18 protein-coding genes are annotated in these 20,917 nt (G+C 40.2%); 8 read left to right on the top strand and 10 right to left on the bottom strand.

Annotated features, from left to right (window positions below):
* The first annotated feature begins 140 nt into the window (after positions 1–140).
* Positions 141–1,775 (top strand): phosphoethanolamine transferase EptA, encoded by a 1,635-nt coding sequence (gene eptA / locus C9J40_RS08420; RefSeq protein WP_107246494.1) that lies wholly within the window; start codon positions 141–143, stop codon positions 1,773–1,775.
* Between the two features lie 43 nt (positions 1,776–1,818).
* The gene (locus C9J40_RS08415) at positions 1,819–2,178 is read left to right on the top strand and encodes a diacylglycerol kinase (RefSeq protein ID WP_107246492.1); all 360 of its coding nucleotides are present in this window, start codon (positions 1,819–1,821) and stop codon (positions 2,176–2,178) included.
* 357 nt (positions 2,179–2,535) lie between these two features.
* Here the strand turns inward: C9J40_RS08415 and speB are convergent, their stop codons facing one another.
* Both speB and speA read right to left on the bottom strand, forming a co-directional pair.
* Positions 2,536–3,468, bottom strand: a complete 933-nt coding sequence (speB, locus tag C9J40_RS08410) for an agmatinase (RefSeq protein ID WP_107246491.1) — start codon at positions 3,466–3,468, stop codon at positions 2,536–2,538.
* Between the two features lie 95 nt (positions 3,469–3,563).
* Entirely contained in the window at positions 3,564–5,483 is a 1,920-nt protein-coding gene (speA, locus tag C9J40_RS08405; RefSeq protein WP_107246489.1) for a biosynthetic arginine decarboxylase, read from the bottom strand.
* Between the two features lie 711 nt (positions 5,484–6,194).
* Between speA and C9J40_RS08400 the strand changes: the two genes are divergently transcribed.
* Both C9J40_RS08400 and C9J40_RS08395 read left to right on the top strand, forming a co-directional pair.
* On the top strand, positions 6,195–7,109 hold the full coding sequence (locus C9J40_RS08400; RefSeq protein WP_107207356.1) for a DUF808 domain-containing protein: 915 nt from the start codon (positions 6,195–6,197) through the stop codon (positions 7,107–7,109).
* 190 nt (positions 7,110–7,299) lie between these two features.
* Positions 7,300–7,770 (top strand): glycine zipper 2TM domain-containing protein, encoded by a 471-nt coding sequence (locus tag C9J40_RS08395; protein WP_107246488.1) that lies wholly within the window; start codon positions 7,300–7,302, stop codon positions 7,768–7,770.
* 345 nt (positions 7,771–8,115) lie between these two features.
* On the opposite strand, the gene C9J40_RS08390 is transcribed toward C9J40_RS08395, so the two are convergent.
* From C9J40_RS08390 to maoP, 3 genes are all read right to left on the bottom strand, one after another.
* Positions 8,116–10,095 carry a flavohemoglobin expression-modulating QEGLA motif protein gene (locus C9J40_RS08390; RefSeq protein ID WP_107207354.1) on the bottom strand — a complete coding sequence of 660 codons (1,980 nt, stop codon included), beginning with the start codon at positions 10,093–10,095 and terminating at the stop codon, positions 8,116–8,118.
* Positions 10,082–11,107, bottom strand: a complete 1,026-nt coding sequence (gene gshB / locus C9J40_RS08385; RefSeq protein ID WP_107207353.1) for a glutathione synthase — start codon at positions 11,105–11,107, stop codon at positions 10,082–10,084. The genes C9J40_RS08390 and gshB overlap by 14 nt, the downstream gene beginning before the upstream one ends.
* A gap of 114 nt (positions 11,108–11,221) precedes the next feature.
* Positions 11,222–11,575 (bottom strand): DUF413 domain-containing protein, encoded by a 354-nt coding sequence (gene maoP / locus C9J40_RS08380; protein WP_107207352.1) that lies wholly within the window; start codon positions 11,573–11,575, stop codon positions 11,222–11,224.
* A gap of 219 nt (positions 11,576–11,794) precedes the next feature.
* Here maoP and hdfR point away from each other — a divergent pair, with 219 nt between their 5' ends.
* On the top strand, positions 11,795–12,658 hold the full coding sequence (gene hdfR, locus C9J40_RS08375) for an HTH-type transcriptional regulator HdfR (RefSeq protein ID WP_107207351.1): 864 nt from the start codon (positions 11,795–11,797) through the stop codon (positions 12,656–12,658).
* A gap of 224 nt (positions 12,659–12,882) precedes the next feature.
* Positions 12,883–13,044, top strand: coding sequence for a hypothetical protein (locus C9J40_RS22130; RefSeq protein ID WP_198038485.1), 162 nt, complete (start codon positions 12,883–12,885; stop codon positions 13,042–13,044).
* A gap of 90 nt (positions 13,045–13,134) precedes the next feature.
* On the opposite strand, the gene C9J40_RS08370 is transcribed toward C9J40_RS22130, so the two are convergent.
* A complete protein-coding gene (locus C9J40_RS08370) occupies positions 13,135–13,581 on the bottom strand; it encodes an exoribonuclease R (protein ID WP_107246486.1) in 447 nt (148 codons plus the stop codon).
* Positions 13,582–14,011: 430 nt separating this feature from the next.
* Here C9J40_RS08370 and mrcB point away from each other — a divergent pair, with 430 nt between their 5' ends.
* The gene (gene mrcB, locus C9J40_RS08365) at positions 14,012–16,357 is read left to right on the top strand and encodes a penicillin-binding protein 1B (RefSeq protein ID WP_107246485.1); all 2,346 of its coding nucleotides are present in this window, start codon (positions 14,012–14,014) and stop codon (positions 16,355–16,357) included.
* Positions 16,358–16,468: 111 nt separating this feature from the next.
* Here mrcB and C9J40_RS08360 read toward each other — a convergent pair whose 3' ends face one another.
* From C9J40_RS08360 to C9J40_RS21935, 3 genes are all read right to left on the bottom strand, one after another.
* Positions 16,469–17,521 (bottom strand): succinylglutamate desuccinylase/aspartoacylase family protein, encoded by a 1,053-nt coding sequence (locus tag C9J40_RS08360; RefSeq protein WP_107207348.1) that lies wholly within the window; start codon positions 17,519–17,521, stop codon positions 16,469–16,471.
* Between the two features lie 316 nt (positions 17,522–17,837).
* A complete protein-coding gene (locus C9J40_RS08355) occupies positions 17,838–19,163 on the bottom strand; it encodes a peptidoglycan DD-metalloendopeptidase family protein (RefSeq protein ID WP_107246483.1) in 1,326 nt (441 codons plus the stop codon).
* Positions 19,164–19,517: 354 nt separating this feature from the next.
* Entirely contained in the window at positions 19,518–19,823 is a 306-nt protein-coding gene (locus tag C9J40_RS21935; protein WP_146144957.1) for a hypothetical protein, read from the bottom strand.
* Positions 19,824–20,011: 188 nt separating this feature from the next.
* Here C9J40_RS21935 and C9J40_RS08350 point away from each other — a divergent pair, with 188 nt between their 5' ends.
* Positions 20,012–20,452, top strand: a complete 441-nt coding sequence (locus C9J40_RS08350) for a bifunctional diaminohydroxyphosphoribosylaminopyrimidine deaminase/5-amino-6-(5-phosphoribosylamino)uracil reductase RibD (protein WP_107246481.1) — start codon at positions 20,012–20,014, stop codon at positions 20,450–20,452.
* Positions 20,453–20,562: 110 nt separating this feature from the next.
* Here the strand turns inward: C9J40_RS08350 and C9J40_RS08345 are convergent, their stop codons facing one another.
* On the bottom strand, positions 20,563–20,877 hold the full coding sequence (locus C9J40_RS08345; RefSeq protein ID WP_045083097.1) for a hypothetical protein: 315 nt from the start codon (positions 20,875–20,877) through the stop codon (positions 20,563–20,565).
* Between the last annotated feature and the right edge of the window lie 40 nt (positions 20,878–20,917).

The raw sequence follows: 20,917 nt of genomic DNA, 5'->3' as shown, positions 1-20,917 counted from the left end.
GTTAATTGTATGAATTTATAGATATAATTCGCCGCCAAAATGGAACAGATTCGCCAAGGTTGGCATGACGTTAATTGTGAACTGGAATGCCAATGTTCACGCCATACCAAATGATGATAAATACTCTTGGGAATAGACACATGAAATTTCGTTTAACGAGTGTGCTATATACGCTTTTAATCGCACTGTTTTTTACGGCGATACAAAATATTGCGTTATGGCGACATATCACTGAATTATTTGAAGCCAATCCGCCAAATAGTCTTATTTTTGCCATATCCATACCGATCTTTATTTGTGCGGCATTAAATATCATCTTTACCTTACTTATTTGGCCGAAGATATATCGTGTTTTGATCCCTGTACTGATTATTCTGTCGGCATTAGCAACCTATGGTATGTACAGCTATGGCGTATTTTTCGATTACGGTATGATCGTTAATATTTTTGAGACGAATACCGGTGAAGCGACCAGTTATCTATCGCTCGGTGGTGGGATATGGTTATTGGTTATCGGGATTATTCCTGCCATCATCTTTACGTCGATGAAAGTACAATTTAAGCCCTTTTTTAAAGAATTACTGTCAAAATTAGGATCGATTGTTGTCTCGTTGCTAGTGATTGGCTTGATTGCTGCTGGGTATTATAAAGATTATGCGTCTTTGGTTCGTAACCACTCTGAAATTAAGGCGCTGATTAACCCAACTAACTATTTGTCAGCCACTTATCGTTATGCGCAGTACCAGTTAATTGAAGCGAAGATGCCGTTTAAACACATTGGCACTGATGCGGTAAATGAACACGCTGTTATCTCTGAAAAAACAGGTAAACCGAATGTGGTGGTGATGGTATTAGGTGAAGCATCACGTTCGATGAACTATTCACTCAATGGTTACGATCGTGATACCAACCCTGAGCTGGCAAAATTGAATGTGATCAGCTTTAAAGATGTTAAATCTTGCGGTACGGCAACGGCAGCTTCTGTGCCTTGTATGTTCTCTGATATGACTAAAGCGAACTACAACCCAATGACCGCACGTCACCAAGATGGCGTATTAGATGTGATGCACCACGCGGGGATTGATGTGTTATGGAAAGATAATGATGGTGGTTGTAAAGGGGCATGTGATCGCATTAAACATGTTGAGATGAGTGCTGAAATTGATCCTAGCTTGTGCCATAACGGCTCGTGCTACGATCAAATCTTATTGAAAGGCCTGCAGCAATACATTGATGATGCGAAGCAAGATACCTTTATTGTGCTGCATATTATAGGTAGTCATGGGCCAACCTATGACGATCGTTATCCTGCTAAATTTAAAGTGTTTACCCCTACCTGTGATACCAGCGATTTGCAAAACTGTACTCAGCAGCAGGTAAAGAATACCTACGATAACACTATTGTTTATACCGACTATATCTTGAGCCAAGTGATTGATATGTTGAAGCAAGATGATCATCATGCCAATACAGCGATGTTCTATATGGCCGATCACGGTGAATCTTTGGGTGAAGATGGCGTGTACTTGCATGGTTTACCTTATGCAATAGCGCCAAAAGAGCAAACAACGGTACCATTGATTTTATGGTTATCGCCTGAATATCAGAAAAGCCAGCACATTAACCGTGCTTGCTTAGAAAAAGAAGCACAAGCCGGTGGATATTCACAAGATTATCTGTTCCATTCACTACTTGGCATAATGGACGTAAAAACCAACGTTTATGAACCTAAACTAGATATATTTTCACAATGTCGTAGTATTAGCGCCCATTAATGCAATGCTAGCTAACTGATTATAAATAGAGAGAAAAATAATAATGAAACCGGGTGCGACGGGAATAACTCGAATTATTAATGCCGCAGGCTATTCTGTTCAAGGATTGAAAGCTGCATGGAAGAACGAAGCGGCATTTCGCCAAGAGTCAGTGCTACTGGTGCTAATGACTGTGATTAGCTTTTTCTTACCGGTGACTGGGGTAGAGCGAGCAATCATGATTGCTTCATTGTTGTTAGTGATGATTGTTGAGTTGATTAACTCAGCCATTGAGGCAGTGGTTGATCGTATCGGTCCTGAACACCATGAGTTGAGTGGCCGAGCGAAAGACATTGGTTCGGCAGCGGTATTTGTTGCGATGGTACTGGTTGTTGTTGTGTGGGGCGGGATCTTAATTAGCTAGCGACGACACAAAATAATAAAACAGCACACTTAAAGAAATGCCAGAGTGAAAGCTCTGGCATTTTTGTATTTATATACCCAAGTGGCTTCAAGGTGCCTGATTCAGAGCGAGGTCACTGAGTCGAATTCAAGGAAGGCAACGAAGCGGAATAGCGAGCTCTTTCCAAGTTGTCTGACGCAATAAGTCGGCTCAGTGACACGCTCCCAAAGGGCGAGCGTCCTTAGCTCTCAGACTTTGTTAACGATTCTCAATGTAGAACCACTATATCTTCGAATCGTTGCCGCGCCTGAGAACTAAGGTCGTCTCGCTGAACACTGCATCTTGAAGTTACTTGGGTATAGGTATGTGCTTTATCGTTTATTTAATATCTGCTTTCTTATGAGTTAATGCCCATAGGTGCAGCATATCGGTTGCAATTGTTGCTGCTGCAAGGGATGTCATATCAGCGTGATCGTAAGACGGTGCTACTTCAACCACGTCCATACCAACTAAGTTAATACCTTCTAGCGCACGGATAATTTTCAGTGCTTTATCTGATGTTAAACCACCACACACAGGAGTACCTGTACCCGGTGCGAACGCAGGATCTAAACAGTCAATATCAAAGGTTAAGTACACAGGCATATCACCCACTTTTTCTTTGATAGTTGAAACGATTTGCTCAACCGACCAATCATTAGCAGTGCCAGCATCAATCACGTTAAAGCCTAAGCTGTCGCAGTGATCGGTACGAATACCAATTTGTACTGAGTGGTGAGGGGCAATTAACCCTTCTTTCGGTGCATGGTAGAACATGGTGCCGTGATCAAACTTACTGCCTTGATCATAAGTGTCAGTGTGGGCATCAAAGTGGATCAATGCCATTTTACCGAACTGCTTAGCGTGAGCACGAAGCAGCGGCAGGGTCACAAAGTGATCGCCACCAAAGCTTAACATTGCCTTACCTTGTTCTAATAGGCCGGTTGCGTGTGCTTCTAGACGCTCACACATTTGTGCGGCATCACCACAATCAAATACCAGATCACCACAGTCAGCAATCTTGATAGTTTTAAATAAGTTAAATGTCCATGGCCAACGTTTACCTTCCCATGCTAGGTTGGTTGAAATTTGGCGAATCGCGCCAGGTCCCATGCGACTCCCAGAACGACCCGTGGTTGCCATATCAAATGGAATACCAGTGATCACCACATCAGCATCAGACTCCATTGGTGAGAAGTTGAGTGGTTGACGCAAAAAACCAAACGCATTTGCGTATAGTGAGTAATCTGGGTAGTTAGCTAATGTTGCCATGGTTCTCTCCAACAACAATCTTGGGCAAAGCCCTGTTAAGACATCCTATCACACAGGATTGACGTGATAGGGACCTTATTTAGTCTATAAATTAATTAGATAGCACGAACATCTTCGAGGTAAGTGTAGCCTTCAAGACCTTCTGCTAATTCTTGTAAAATTGCATCACGTTCGTGAACAGTTAAATGTTGCTCAGCCATTGTTTGGTATTGGCGTAAAAACTCTTTCGAGTCTAAATGCACGTAGCGCAATACATCGCCAACACTATCACCGCGATCAATTTTTTCTATTTCATAACCACCGTCAGCACGAGTACGAACAACAGCGGTGTCGGTATCACCAAATAGGTTATGCATATCACCTAAAATTTCTTGATAAGCACCGACCATAAAGAAACCAATACGGTAAGGCTCTTCAGCTGACCATGTTGGAACCGGTAGTGTGGTTTCAATACCCTGGCTTTCAACATATTGATCAATGGCACCATCTGAATCACAGGTGATATCTAAAATAATCGCACGACGTTCAGGGGCTTTATCCAAATTGCTTAAAGGCAATACAGGGAAGATTTGATCAATACCCCATGCATCTGGCAATGATTGGAATAAAGAGAAGTTCACAAAGAACTTATCCGCTAAACGCTCATGCAACTCATCTAAAATCGGGCGGTGAGCTCGGTTTTTATCTGAGAGTTTTTTCTGTAATTCGTAACATAGGCGTAAGCTAACTTGCTCTGCCCATGCACGGTCGATAAAGCTGATCATCCCAACCCCAAATAGGGCGTGAACTTCGGCTAAATCGCTTTGGTTATCATGGTAGATCTCAACTAACGAGCGTTGATCGGAATGCTCAGAGAGCTCTTTCCACGACATCCACATGTTCTGTAGCACTTGTGGTGCATCTTCAGTAGGTGCACTAATGCTTTCTGGTTTGTAGCTTTCTACACCCACAACATCGGTGATTAAGACTGCGTGATGCGCCGTTAAGTTACGCCCAGATTCTGAAATAATGCGTGGCATAGCAATATCATATTCAGTACAAATATCACCTAATACATAAACAATGTTGTTTGCATATTCGTTAATACTGTAGTTCATTGAACAACTGCTCTGGCAACGGGTACCTTCATAGTCCACGGCCAAACCACCACCAACATCTATAGTTGTAATACCAACACCGATTTTTTTCAATTCTGCGTAAACTCGGCCGGCTTCACCCACACCATTTCTTACATCACGAATGTTGGCGATTTGCGATCCTAAGTGGAAATGCAACAATTGCAGACAATCTAGCATATCGCGCTGGCGCAGTTCATCTACCACAGTTAAAACCTGAGATGCCGATAATCCAAACTTAGACTTCTCACCACCACTGGCTTGCCACTTACCTTTACCTTGCGAGGCTAAACGAACGCGTAAACCAAGACGAGGAGTAACGCCAAGCTCTTTTGCTTGCTCTAAGATAATGCGTAGTTCTGATAGTTTTTCTAGGACGATATACACTTCGTGTCCTAGCTTTTCACCTATGAGTGCAAGGCGAATGTATTCTTTATCTTTATAGCCATTACAAACAATGACTGAGCTCGCCTCTTGCGCCATAGCCAGCACAGCCATAAGCTCTGGTTTACTGCCCGCTTCTAAACCTAACTGACGTTGTTGCTTAGCGTATTGGCTTTTAAGAATTTCGCTAACGACTTCCTGCTGTTGGTTGACTTTGATGGGATAAACCGCAAGGTAGTCACCAGTATAGCCATAATTTTCAATAGCTTGGTTAAACACACTACATAAGCTGTCGACACGGTGATGCATTATTTCTGGAAAACGCACCAATACCGGTAATGAGGCTCCTGCGGCAATCAGTTCATCAGCAAGTTGCGATAAACCAATGGTATTGCCGGGAGCTTGTAAATTAGGACGTGCAACCACTGAACCATCTTGTGCAATATCAAAATAGTTTTGGCTCCAGTAAGGCGTATTATAAACGTCACGTGCGTTATTAATTGTCCACTCACTCATAGTCTTAATCCTTGCAAGGTACGCGTCAGTTTTTTAAGGCGAACAAAAGCCCTACAGAACTGCAGAAAATATAAATAAAATAGAAGGTTATGGTTACTGACGTCATAAAAGTCAGGATCTAAAGGTCACGCTAATAAAAAAGCAGTCCACATCTAACAGTAGTGTGTTGCATTTAATTACACGTAACTGGGACTATCCGAGTTCGTTTCATCATTACTATTAATGAATATACGTGTCGATCGTCTAGATTGGGTTGGTCTGGTGCTGTTGGCTGCGTTGTCGCATACTTTATTCAGACAAGAAAATGCTTGTAGGTATAGTGCTGCGAATAATTTCATTGTCATTTCCGAACAGGTCGTGCTGCTACTAGCACGGTATGACATAACGTAAAGAGAGGAATTCCAATCTCAGTCTACACCTCAAACCGAAAAGAGGGTGCTTGGCGATTAGACAATTGAATGAGGCTAACTGCAATCAAAAAAGATTTATCGTTATGATAAGAAAGATTAGCCATTAGGCTTTATACCGACTTTAATTGAGAAGAGCGCTAAAGTGCGGTAAAAAAACACTGATTTTTATTTTTATTGTATAGGCAGTATAATGCTTAACTGTATGTTGAATGCAGTCAGTATTAACAGTTTAGTATTAACATCTTATTGTTAGTTTGTGTATTTAAGAGCAATGAGCTCTTAATGGAAGGAGTAGTAACCTGTGGCAGGTGCAAGTTTATTAACTTTGTTAGATGATATCGCGACCGTATTAGACGATGTTGCTGTAATGACAAAAGTAGCAGCACGAAAAACAGCGGGTGTGTTAGGCGATGATTTAGCATTGAATGCCCAACAGGTAACGGGGGTACGTGCTGAACGCGAAATTCCTGTTGTATGGGGTGTCGCAAAAGGCTCATTTAAAAATAAGCTGATCTTGGTTCCCGCAGCGTTATTGATCAGCGTAATAGCCCCATGGCTGATTCAACCAATGCTGTTATTAGGCGGTTTATTCTTATGCTTTGAAGGTGTTGAAAAAATCGTTGAGAAATTATTTCATTCAGAGGCAAACACGGAAGATAAAGTTGATGTGTTAGCGCAAAGTGATGTTGATATCGCAGAGTATGAAAAAGAGAAAATAAAAGGGGCTATTCGTACTGATTTTGTTCTTTCTGCTGAAATTATTGTGATTTCTTTAGGGGTTGTACAAGATCATCCATTTTTAACTCAAGCCATTGTTGTCAGCGTAATTGCCGCGGTTATGACGGCAGGTGTTTATGGCTTGGTTGCAGGTATTGTGAAGCTAGATGATGCGGGTTTATATCTTGTAAATCATAGCGAACAAGCGAGTTTGAAAAACCGTTTTGGCTCGCTATTGGTGAACATAGCACCTTATCTTATGAAGGCTCTGGCGTTTGTCGGCACAATTGCGATGTTTCTTGTCGGTGGCGGTATCGTTGTACATACATTGCCGCATTCCCATGAAATTGTGGAGAACATTGTACAAGCTGTCAATTTGCCTGGTTCAGCGTCTATTCTACCACCATTAATGAACGGTATTGTGGGTGTTATTGCGGGAGCCGCGGTGGTTGCTGTGGTGACGTTGATTAATAAAATTCGCGGTAAAAAAACACACTAGATTGAGTGTTTTTTACCTTTTAAAAGAGAAACTAATTGTAAAGCTTTGCTTCTTCTTACGCGAATAAATTGTAACATATTGTTTTTATTAGTCCATTCAGTGTAAATACAGGATTTGTGAGCAAAATGTTAATTTAACGTCCAAACTTATATCGTTGTAATAGCAGATTGCTTTATTGACGGAGGTTATATTGAAAAAGTATACAGTAGCATCTTTATGTCTAGTCGCAGCACTTGGTGTATCAGGTTGTGCGCAAAATCCATATGGTAATGCTTATGATGTCGGTGAGGCACGCACAGTACAAAATGTATTAACCGGTACGATCATCAAATTAGATGCCGTAACCATGAGTGGTGGCGGTGAAAATATGATTGGTACTATTGCTGGTGGTGCCATTGGTGCCATTCTGGGTTCGAAAGTTGGTGACGGTAGTGGTTCTGATATTGCGGCTATTGGCGGCGGTTTAGCTGGCGCAGCTTTAGGTAATAAAGCGGGTGATGCAATTAGTCAGCGCAATGGCGTTAATATCGTGATTAAACTTGATAGCGGTAGAACCATTGCGGTTGTGCAGGAAGTCGATCCAAATATGATTTTCCGTGTAGGCCAACGTGTTGATATTTATCAGCAGGGTAATACGACACGCGTTGTGCCTGGCAACTAATCGCTAAAAATGAAATGTTTATCAATTTGAAAGGCAGTCTATCAGGCTGCCTTTTTTATATGTTGTGAAATTATAGTTGGATAAATATTTATATCGCTTACACGAGAAATAGACGCTACGCATTCTACATCCCTGCTGTTATTACCGTGGTATAGGCCATTATCGCGGCTGTACTGATGCGTGGTAAGCCTAAAAACGACTGATTACCTAATGTTGGTGTTATTGATTTGTACGATTATCTGGGGTGATCGTAATTACATTACCAATGTAACGTTAATGCGTTAATAACGTATAAAAAAAGCGACCGATTAGTCGCTTTTTGTTTAGGGTTGATGTGCTTGTCGATTAACGAATCGAGTTAAGCATAAACTCCATCACTGGATCGATATCCGCATCTATCTCTAGTGCTTTAGGTAAATAATCGGGTTGTTTTAAGATCCCGCGCTCGATGAGTTCATCAAGCAGGGGCTTAAATTCAAAGCCAGTCTTACCAATAAATAATGATGTTAAATCTTCATTCTTATACGCTTGAATCGCATCTTTTAAGCCACGAAGATATAAGAAATCTTTAGTGAAACCACCACCACGATACACACGTGCCGTTACGGTAAATGCTTCATCATTACTGATGCCATACTCATGTTTTAAACTATTAAAACAATCGTTAAAGCTATCACCATTGACCATCATCTCTACAGCGACAACACGCAACGCCAATGTTTTTAGGCGGTGTAGTGGGAAGCTACCTGATAAGTGCTCACAAAGAATCGCAAGGCCTTCTTGTGTATGCGTATTACCAGGTAAACCCAGTTGTAGGATCTTCAATGGTTGACGTTCAGCATTGACTGACGTGACTAAGTGCACTCCCAGTTCGTGATGAATTAACGCATCTAAATCACCTTGTGTAAAACGACTGTTTGGGTTCACCTTGATCGTTTTACCACTGACCATTGCACGTGCAATTAGCTGTTTAGAAGAAACGATTTTACAAGGAATGTCGTACTCTTGCGCCGCTTCTTTAAACGCTTCTATTGCTTCATTGGCTGTGATTGTGGCAGGTTGCTGCTCTTTGTATTCACAAGCATGAAGAATAAATTTTGCATTAGCAATATCACGTTCATCAGGCTGACCGTAGTAACGTAATGAATTATATAAGAACTCATCAGTACCAATACTACAAAGTAGATCAATACGTACCGCTAATTGGTCGATAACTTTGCGATACATTTTTTGTACGTCAGCATCACGGATACCTTCTACGGGTAGTCGGTAAAGTTGCTCACGGAACTTGTATGGGTCTAAATCAAGTTGGCGATAAGTGAACTGTGGCTGATAGCTATGCGGCTTACTTAAAAAGCGTCGCTTTTCTTGCTTAAGGTTCGTTGGGTTGATGTAGCTAAGCGTATTGATACCACGAGCAATACGATATAGCTGTCGATCCAGTTTGACTACTTCTTTGGATAAGTTCGAAGCAAGCAGATCATTACCTGTTAAACCTTTGGCTTTTGTGCGTTTAGTGATAGTGAAAGCAGCATGTTCCGTTATCACGGTTTTCATGGATTCTTTCAACTTTTCAATCACTAATGGATACGCTTCGCCGCCTTCCTCATTCATGAATACTTTTTTTACTTCAATCGGTAGGATTAATGTGTTTTTAAAGTTTTCTTTAATGAAAGTAGCTTGGTAACCCATGCCTTTAAAGACATCGTTTTCTAATGCTGTTACTTCAAGGTTAGGTAGCTCTATGCTATTTAAACCTTCAAGCATGGCATCAATCTCTTTCCGCCAACGACGACAGTTAATTTGCTTAGTACCGACATTGAATGTTGGTGTTTTCTCGTCAATACGTTGGTAGTTATATGAATGGATGTCATATAACAAACATAACCCAAATTCTTTTTCTAATGTTTCAATAAGACATTTAAGAATACGATAGTAGCGGTTATGTTTTTCATGTGTTTCCGCACGCTCTTCTACCGTTAATGGCTCAAGCCATACTTTTTTACCCCACGCATCGTCATAGATGCAATTGCTTGGGTCACGGTTAAGATCGTATTCGTAACGTGAATCTTCACCCTGAAGAATGATTGGCAGAGATGAAATAAAATCGCCAGTAAATGGATCTTCTTCAAAGTAGCGCTCTTCTTCTGTTAGCGCACATTTTTCTTTTAACTCGCCACGAAGGTTGTGTCCATGATGAATGGCTGTAGCAATATAAGGCTGATATTCGCTAACACGAATTATCAAGCTGCCATCATCAAGTTCCGCTTCAAAGGGAGTCAGGCTGCGGATTTTCTCCAGAACCTCTAACTCAGTATGCAGCATCAGCAATCACCTTTCGAAAATCATTTTTACGTGCAATGCCGACTTCTTTCGCCATTACTACGCTCTCAGCAAAATCCAGGACATTACGTTGAAGTTTCACACGGTTAAGACGATTGATACGGGTAATACCGCCAGGGCTTAATACATTTACTTCAACCAGCTTGCCGTTAATAACGTCTAGTCCAACAAAGAACAGGCCGTCGCGCACAAGCTTAGGGCCAATGTGTTTACATAGGTTAAGTTCTTGCTTTGTTAGTACGTGTTTTACTTCACGGCCACCGGCATGAATGTTTGAACGTACATCGCCTTCTGCTGGTACACGGCGCATTGCACCAATAGGTTCACCATTAAGCAGTAGAATGCGAACATCGCCTTGTTCTGCACCTTCAATGTAATCTTGTAAGATCACATAGTTTTCATCGTCACCAATGTAGAAATCAAGTAATGATTTAACGCTTGATTTTGCACTCTTTTCAACCAAGATAACGCCTTTACCACCGTAACCATTTAGTGGTTTTAGGATCATGCGATCTTGCGTTGATTCGTCTAATACACGCTCTAAGTATTCACGGTTCTTTGATACGTGTGTTGCTGGAATATATTCATGGTTTGGATCGGGTAGCGATGCTGTATATAGCTTGTTATTAGCCACACGCAGACCATCAATATCATTGATAATGAAAGTATGCTCACGCACAGAATCTAAGAAATTAAGTGCCATGGTATCTAGAGGTGGGTTAGCACGCATAAAAATAACATCAAAGCCCGCTAATGGTAGCTCGGCTTTGTTAAATTCAGCTTTGCGGTAAAAGCTTGGAATATTGTTTGATACATCACCTTTTTTTAATACGTTACAGAATGCAATAGCCATGCTGTCACGCATAGTTAAGTTACTTGGTGTTGTTATAGCAACCGTGTGACCGCGGCTTGCGGCTTCATGGATAAGACGTAGTGTGGAGTCGTTTTCGGCTTCAACTTTGTCCCACGGATACATAACAAAACAAATTTTCATAGCTCTACCAAGAAAGTGCCTGTTTACAGGCTATTAAAAAGAAATAAGCCATCGCACGAGAGTGGGATGGCTTCATTGTTACTCGATAAACAGAGGTGAGCCCTCTGATAGTAATTAATAGTCTAAATCGCTATCACTACCACTATCGGCATCATCATCGTCGCCGTATACGCCATTGTTGGGACGTTGCGACACGCATAAGGTATAACTGCGTGCTTTATGAGTGGTGTGGTTCAGGTATTTTAACCAACACTTACCAAATTCAGACACTGCTGCTTGCTGACCTAACACTTCAGCAAGGAACTGAGTTTCAGACTCATCGATTGGTTGAGTAGTCCCTTCATGTAAGGCACGCATAATGCGTCCGTAATTTTCTAAGACGCTGGCTTCACTAATTGTAAAAACCCCCGAGCGATTAAAGCCACGTGGGAAATTTTTATCGTCGTAAAATTTACCTTCACTTCTCATTCATAAAGTCCTTGATGTGATTTGCGGTGATATTTATCCAGACTTGGTGAGTTGTAAATCAAACATTTTTTATCGTTCTAATGAATTTTTTTAATGATTTGATACCATAAATCATCATATCGTTTAAGATCTAGATTAAGCTCTTGCTTATTAGATATATAATGCTTAAATAGCACGATAATCACGCAACTTATCCTTCTTATTCTTGAGAATTTCGCTGTGGATACAGAATTACTAAAAACATTTTTAGAAGTAACTAAGACTCGTCACTTTGGCCGTGCAGCTGATAATTTATATTTAACGCAGTCTGCCGTCAGCTTTCGTATTCGACAGCTTGAGTCTCAGCTAGGTAACCCGTTGTTTTCTCGTCAACGTGGTAATGTCCATCTAACTGCAGCTGGTGAGCGTTTACAGCCTTATGCTGAAGCTATTTTGCAAACATGGGGGCGTGCGAAGCAGGATGTTGCATTAACAGATAGCCTCAATACCCAATTAGCCATTGGTGCATCTCCTTTATTCTGGGAGTTTGATGGGATTTCTGATTGGATTAACCATATCTATGCCAATATGCCTGGGCTAGCATTACGCTTAGAGTCGGTTAAACGTGAAGGGATGGCAAAACGCTTGTTTGATCAGAGCATCGATCTCTTTATTACCAGCGAACCACCGAAAATTGAAAATCTCAATGTACGTAAAGTTCGAGATTACCAATTACAGTTAGTGACTAATAAAAGTAATTGTTGCTTACATGATACGCGTGATATTCCACTTGTCTTTTTAGATTGGGGCACACGATTTTCTGTTGAGCACAGTCGTATTGCTGAGCTTCAGCGTACACCAATTATGCATACACATTCTGTTAAAATGGCGCTTGATTATATTTTAGCGAATGCTGGAGTTGGTTATCTGCCATCGCCTGTTGTCGAAAGTGCTAAGAAAAAAGGCTTACTTCATGTGGTAAAAGACGCGCCAGTTATGGATCAAAGCTTATATTTAGTATGGCGAGAAGATAACGAAAAAGAGGACTTGATCAACGCTTTGGTCGAAGTTCCTTTTAAGAATGTGACCGAAAACAATGGATAAGTTTTTTTGCTGATAAGCAGTAAAATATCTTGTTGTACAGAGAGCGAGTTCCTGAATTAGTCTTAGAAAAAATACGAATTAAGCAATAAATCAAGTGGAAAACAAACAAGGCAGTTGTCACTGATTTTACAAAAAAGCGACGTATTTTTGTCACAATAGAGCATTAATATTGCCTGTGTTCTATTTATTAATTACTTACTCTGGATGTAGTTCAGGAATCGCAAATGGCTAAGTTAGACCAAAAGTTTCACAAGGGCAGCAAATCAAAATTCAACTCTGAATTTAATGATGATTTTCAAGATTTGAATCAATCTCGTAACAAAAAGAAACGTCGTATGACACGTTCACGTTTTGAGAGTCCGGAGTACAGCGATTTCGATTATTAATAGTATTTAGTATCGGCAATAAAAAATTTAAAAAAAGGCGTATCCTAAGGGTACGCCTTTTTATTTAACTATTAATGATGCGAGGAATGGTTATTTTTCTTCGCTTAATGCTGCGTAACGATGAAGTAATTCTGTCAGTACACTTATCCAACCAAATGCGTTGTCAGGCGCATTGGCTAAAATCTTTTCAACTTCAGCACAGTGCTGCTCTAATGTGACAGCTTCCTCTAGCTGGAATGAGATAGCGTAAAAATGCCAAAGAATTAAGCGTGTCATACGTTCAATATTTTGCTTAGCGTTATCCGATTCTGAAAATGCTTCCTTGACTTCACCCAAAGCAACCGCTGTCATGCGTAGCATTGCATCAAATTGTGCTGACTTAAGGCGTTCTTCACTATCCACTTCTTCTTGTTCAAAAGTGAATATTTCCTGCATTACATCTTCCGGCACCATGCGGCTGATTACGCGTAAGCTAAATTCTTCAAGCTCATGGCGAGGCATTGTTAATAGGCAGTTTAAAGTATAATCACGTTGCATAGCTATCTCATGGTACCTGTGCCCGATCGGAATTGATCGCTGGCTTTCTTAAAGGCGTTATTGTGGATGATTTGCGAATAAATTGCGACCCAAAGCCGGATGAATTAACCGCTTATTACGTCACAAAGCATTTGTCATGCCTAATGATACGAAATCAAACGCTGTCTTTTGAGGATAGGTTAATCTCATTACTACGGAGATAGATGTTCAACGAACGCGCCATATAAAATAATGTTTTTTGCCAGCCTTGATAAAAAAATCATACAATATAGAACTGACACTAGGATGACATGATCATTGATAATTAGGATTATGTTTAGCCCAACTATATTGATTTTATATAAGGTAGTAATTTAACAGCCATCTTATTTATCTTATTGTTTGATAATTATTTTTTAGTAAAGTCGTAGTTGTTAAATTGGAAAAATGAATGACATCAAATAAACATCAGCCTGATAATCAACAGGATAAGCCACAGCCATCATCAACGCGTAAATTAATTAAGCGTAGTATTCTTACTGTTGCCATTATTGGTGGCTTGGGCATGGCTTATCTTGGGAATAACTTAAACAAAACCATCAGTGAGAAGTTTTCAGGTCAACTGTGGCAATTACCTTCGGTGGTTTATGCTCGCGAGCTTGCCCTTCAACCAGGAGCGCCAGTTAGCTATAACTCGTTAGTGAATGAGTTAAAAGTATTGGGTTATCAAAAGGTCGCGAAGCCTGATCAAAGTGGTGAATATAAAGCGAATGGCTGGTCTGTTGAATTTGTTCGTCGACCATTTAACTTTAAAGAGGGTGCAGAAGGTGCTCGTCATGTTGTTGTGACATTCAACAGCGAAGGGATCAGCCAAATCAAGGATCTTGATACAAATAAAGAGCTTGGTTTCCTTCATATTGATCCTAAAATGTTGGGCATGTTAGAAGCGAAAAATGACCAGCAACGAATTTATCTCCCTGAAGATAAAATGCCTAAGTTATTAGTCGAAGGTCTTATTGATACTGAAGATCGTCACTTTTATGAGCATGATGGTATTTCTTTAGTGGGTATTGCTCGTGCTTTTGTCGCTAATATCAAAGCTGGGCACACAGTTCAAGGTGGTAGTACGCTAACACAGCAACTTGCTAAAAATATGTTTTTATCGAGTGAGCGCAGTTTATGGCGTAAATTTAAAGAAGCCTATATGGCGATTATCATCGATTATAAATATGGTAAAGAAGAAGTACTTGATGCTTACATGAACCAAGTTTATCTCGCTCAATATGGTGGACGTGGTATTCATGGCTTTGCTTTGGCATCTCGTTATTACTTTGATCGCCCATTGTCGGAATTGCGTCCTGATCAATTAGCACTGTTAATTGGTTTGGTAAAAGGTCCGTCTTACTACAACCCTTGGCGCAACCCTGAGCGCGCGAAAGATCGTCGTAACGTGGTATTAAAAATCATGTTAGACAATAAATTGTTAACGGATAAAGAATATCAAGCAGCAATAAAATTACCGTTGGATGTTCAATCAAAAGGACAACTTGCGAAACGTCAGCCTGCGTACTTTGATCAACTTAAACGTGAGTTAGAGCAAAAAGTAGGTGATGCTTTTGAAGAAGGTAAAGGCTTACGTCTGTTTACTTCACTCGATCCTCAATCGCAAAAGTTGGCCGAAGAATCTGTCGAGAAAATGATCCCGTTAGTGGAAAAACGTTCGGGTAAAAACTTACAAACCGCGATGGTGATTGCTGACCGTACAACAGGTGAAATTCGCGCTATGATTGGAGGAAGTAACCCTAATTTCCCTGGTTATAATCGTGCAATAAATGCACAACGTCAAATTGGCTCGGTAGTGAAACCTTCTATTTACTTATCAGCATTAGAAGACCCAGAGCAGTACACGCTTGCAACTTCACTCAAAGATCAGCCTCTTTCTATTAAGATGCAAGATGGTGCGGTATGGAGTCCTCGAAACTATGATCGTAAATATCGTGGTGAAGTGCCTTTATTTGTGGCGTTAGCCAAATCGTACAATGTTCCGACGGTTAATCTAGGTATGGCTTTGGGGGTTGAAAAAGTCTCAAAAACATTAACAAAATTAGGGATTCCGTTTGAAGAGATCCCTCAAGTACCGTCGTTATTTTTAGGTTCGATCGCCTTGTCGCCATTAGAAGTTACTCAGATGTACCAAGCCATTGGTAATAATGGCTATTTAGCGCCATTAACGGCATTAAATGCGGTGGTTGATGAAGATGGCAAAGTACTCTACCAAAATTGGCCTAAAGCTTCATCGGTAGTGCCAAGTCAGGCTGCATGGTTAACTATGTATGCACTGCAAGATACGGTAAAATTTGGTACCGCACATTCATTGAATAAATTGTTCCCAAATAGCCATTTGGCAGGTAAAACGGGCACGACAAACGATGGTAAAGACAGTTGGTATGTCGGTATCGATGGGCGTGAAGTGGTAACAGTATGGATGGGACGTGATGATAATAAAACTGCCCACCTAACGGGTGCGACAGGCGCATTGCGTTTATATACTGATTACATTCAGCATCGTAAACCTGAGCCATTAATCTTAACTCAACCTTCAGAATTGGAAGGAGAGAAATATACGGTAGCGGCGAACGGTACCTATATTGAAGATTGTTCAGGTACAACACGAATGCCTATTTGGGATCCGAATGGTGATCTTAAACAAAACTGTCAGGTACAAGCTGTGAAGCAACAAGCGAAAGAAGTGCAGAAAAAAGTCGAAGGCTTCTTTGATAAGTTGTTTGATTGGTAATGATATTTTTTGTTTTGCCATTATTGGCTTAATATAAAAATGAAAGGCTAAGTGTTCGCACTTAGCCTTTTTTATATCTGTATATTTTACACTGAAGATCGAACTGCTAAATCAGTTTGTCATACCCCATTTTAGCTCATCATCTAATTCTTCGATGGCATCATCAAGGTAACTTTCCACTTGCTCTTCAACTAAGCCATCGGGCTCTTCAAAGAAAGCAATATGGAAAATAGCATCACCTTCGTTAACTAAAGGCAATGTTTGCTGGCCAATGACGATCCCACCTTGTGGCGCAATAACAGGTGCTTCACTGCTGCCAGCAGGATCGCTAATAGTGGCGATGACTTGATCTTTCGATACCTTCTCCCCCAAGGCCACATGGGATCGAAGCAAGCCATCATAGTCGGCACGAATCCAACGGGTCGCTTTTGGCACCATTGGTTCAATAACTTTTTTGCTACGGCTAGTGCGCAGCATATTTAGATGACGCATTACCTTTAATACGCCTTGAACGCCAGATCCTACTGCATGTGGATCAAGACGTAACGCCTCACCTGCCTCAAATGTGATCACGGGTATGTTAAATGCTTCAGCAGCTGCTCGTAATGAGCCCTCGCGCAGACTTGCGTCAACGACAACCGGCGAGCCAAATGCCATTGCCATCTCTTTAGCTAATGGATTTTCAAGGTTAGCTCTAATTTGAGGTAAGTTAGTACGGTAAATTGCAGCGGTATGTAGATCGATAACATGCGATGCACGACGAACCACTTGATTAAAATATTGGTAAGCCATGCGTCCTGCAATTGAGCCCCGTTCAGAGCCAGGGAAACAACGGTTCAAATCTCGACGATCGGGTAAGTAGCGAGATTTATGAATAAAGCCAAAAACGTTAACCACAGGTACCGCAATAATCGTTCCGTGAAGTTTGTTTAAATCTATTTTTTCAATAACTTGACGTACAACCTCAATACCATTTAATTCATCACCATGAATCGCCGCATTGATTAATAATACGGGACCTGGGTGTTTACCATGAAGAATATCAACAGAAACCGAAAGAGGTGAATGAGTATAAAGACGAGCAATTTCTAATTCACAATTAATGTGTTTACCCGCGTCAATCGATAAGCCGGCAAATTCAAAAGGTGGCGTTTTCTTAGCCATAGATACTTCCTGTATTCGGTAGTGTATATAAGAATAGAAAATTGTTGGATGCCGATAACACAAGGAGGTCAATCATGGCGCATACAATGGCAAAAGAATAAGCGTAAATTCATTTTATAAATAGATAACATTGTCACAAAAATAGTGATGTTTACCGAGTAAAATGTTTCTAAATGTATCTTTGTTGTTATATTAAATTGTTATTATCGTAATAGATACTTGTTGCGAGTTGTTATGTTTGAGCTGAAATAAAAGCACTTCTATTTAAGAAGTGCTTTTCGTGTGTTTTATGATGATTGAACTAAAGCTTGGTGTATTATTTATTCACACTTGCGATTTGGTTTTTATCTTGTTCGACCGATTGTTTAATCAAGCTATTATATTTAGCGACCTCGCTTTCAAACTCTTTCTTTTCTTTACGAGGAACAGACGCTGCCAATGGAATTTTTGCTGTCATTGGATTTACTGCTTTTCCTCGAATTAAGAATTCATAGTGAATGTGTGGGCCTGTTACACGGCCTGTGCTTCCTGATAGCGCAATTTCTTGACCACGTTTAACATGTTGGCCTTTCTTAACCAAAATACGGCTGTTATGTAAGTAACGAGTGCTGTAGTTAGCACTGTGTTTAATGACGACATAACGTCCCGCATAAGGGTGGTTAGTCACTAACGTTACAACGCCATCACCTGTTGCGAGTACTGGTGTACCTGATGGTGTCGCAAAATCCACACCATTATGTGGTTGGCGACGGCCTGTAACTGGGTGAATACGGTTTGGGTTAAATGGCGAACTGATACGGAAATGCTTCGACGCCGGATAAGGGTAACGAAGGAATGCACGTTGTAAGCTATCACCATTTTGGTCATAAAAATTTCCATCAGTGTGTAAATAGGCTGAAATTAAACGTTTACCTGAATAAATGCGGATCGCTTGTAATTCACTATCATTGGTGGCTTGGTTTTTAATATATTTGCGTTTAGTGACAACTTCAAAGGTATCACCTGCTTTTAAGTCTTTATTAAAATTCATTTTATCTTTTAATAAAGACATGATTTCTAGAGTCTCACTGTGTGATAACCCGGCTTTACGAGTTGATGCGCTAAAGCTGCCATGAATTGTTCCAGTCGCAACTGTTTCACGCCATACCCCAGGTAATGTGATCTCTTTTACATCGAAATCGCCATCTTTAGTACGAATGTAATCAATTCGCTGCGCTAAACTGAACTCAAGCTCTAATTTATTCAGCTGGTGATCACTTTCATTAATCCAAAAACGTAATATATCGCCGGGTTTTAACTTATCAATTTGAAGCGTGTTTAAATCGGCTTCCATAATTGATTGGACATCAGAATAGGGGATCGACAGTCGTGAAAAAATCTCACTTAAGGTATCGCCTTTTTTGATCTTATATTCATAACTCGGCGGTATGTCGACTGTCTTTTGCATTGCTTTTGGTGATAATGCTGGGAGAACAACTTCAGGTGTGGTTGAAATGGGTAGCTGTACTTCCGTCTGTTTATGAGGGGTTGATGTTGTATTAATAGATAAAACTGCAGCTACAGTAATAAGAGAAATACCTGCAAGGCTAATATAGCGAAAATTAATAAATTTGCTCAAGATTGTCGTTTTTAACGTAGACATAAATCTGGAATGCTCGTCAGTTTTTTATTTTTAGTGAGTGCAATCGGCACTAGCTTATTTTTGCGATGGAGTATAAAAACATAGCTTTTCTGAACCGTAAATGAACTAATGTTGTGATTAGTAATTCTACGGTGTATTTTTATTAAAAGTAGATAATATCTTACATAAGTTAGTTATTTTACAATGTTTTATATTTTTACTGTTTAAATGATAGACATTGTTCCGATGATTTATTGACAATTGTTATGGGCCTAAAACCATTCTTGTGTTGGTGTTGATATAATATTCGTTACGTTATTGACTAAAAGCCCAAGGCTGAACTGAATGATTCAAAACTTGGGCTGATGAATGAGATTATTTATTTCTATGTTCTTCTCGATAGCGGTTGTTGCTTCGGTTTATACGGGTTTCTTCCCACCGGTTTCTTTCTAAATGCCCTTCCTTATGCCCTGTGGTTGATAAGTAATTATTGTTATTTATTGTCGTCAACACATGGCTTTGTTGTTGCTGATTGGAATTTAATTGTTGAGTATGGTCCAGATACTTAATCGTACTATCTGTGATCTGTTGGGTATATTGTGGAGAACTGGCGGTCATGGCAAAAGCTGATAACGAATGCAGTGTTAATGATAAGACTAGAGTCGTGATAACGCGTTTCATGGTTGTCTCTCTATATTAAGAAGGACACAGTAAACGATATTTCCTCTGAATTAAGCATGATGCAAGTATTCATATTTCATTCATAATTCAGTGACATTTTATTAAAAATAAATACGTTATTATTCACAAATGCTTTTTTTTATGATTCAGCATACACTAGATGTTTTATTCGAAGGTGTATTGAAACCATGAACCACGATTTTCAAGAACAAGCATTTATGATGCGTGCACTTTTATTATCTCATCAATCATTACCAGCCTGTCGCCCGAATCCTCCTGTTGGATGTGTATTAGTTAAAGATGGTGAGGTTGTGAGTGAAGGATTTACTCAGCCGCCAGGGCAACACCATGCTGAAGCGATGGCGCTAGCTAATTATGACGGTCCTTTTACGGATGTTACTGCTTATGTGACATTAGAACCGTGCTCATTCGTCGGACGTACTCCTTCTTGTGCACATACATTGGTTGAACGAGGTATTAAGAAAGTTGTTGTTGCAACACTGGATCCAGACAGTCGCAATAGTGGTAAAGGTATCGCGGTTTTAAAAGAGGCGGGTATCGAGGTTGAAGTTGGGCTTTGTGAAAATGAAGTGTTAGATTTTATTGAGCCTTACTTAATTAGAAATTGATAATATAAATAGAAAAACCCAATTAATAAAAATAGACTTTCATTAATTGGGCTCTTAATCTTTTTATATTATTCTTATTTAAATAAGAACGTTATCTCAACTAAATAGTCTTATTTAGTTGATGTTTTGTGGTGTAAACGAGATGACTCTTTATGGTCATGCTCTTTAGTTTTATGATGACGATGCTCATCATGTTCATGACGATCGCCATGAGTTTGTTCTGGGTGCTTATGACCTACAGGATCACCACCATGTTGTGTATGTGGGTGACTTTTCTCATGATCACGCATTTCATGATGATCACGGTTATGTTTATGCTCAGCACCGTCATCGTAACGACGTTCCATTTTTTCATGCTCGAACTCAGCGCCATGTTGATGACCGCCTTGTGAACCTTTGTGCTCTTGACTATTAAAATGTGCCATAACTAAATCCTTTGATAAACAGCGTTAAAAATAAGTTGGT

The sequence above is a fragment of the Photobacterium sp. GB-72 genome, from assembly GCF_003026095.1.
Classification (GTDB): domain Bacteria; phylum Pseudomonadota; class Gammaproteobacteria; order Enterobacterales; family Vibrionaceae; genus Photobacterium.
This window is presented reverse-complemented; position numbering and strand designations above follow the sequence as displayed.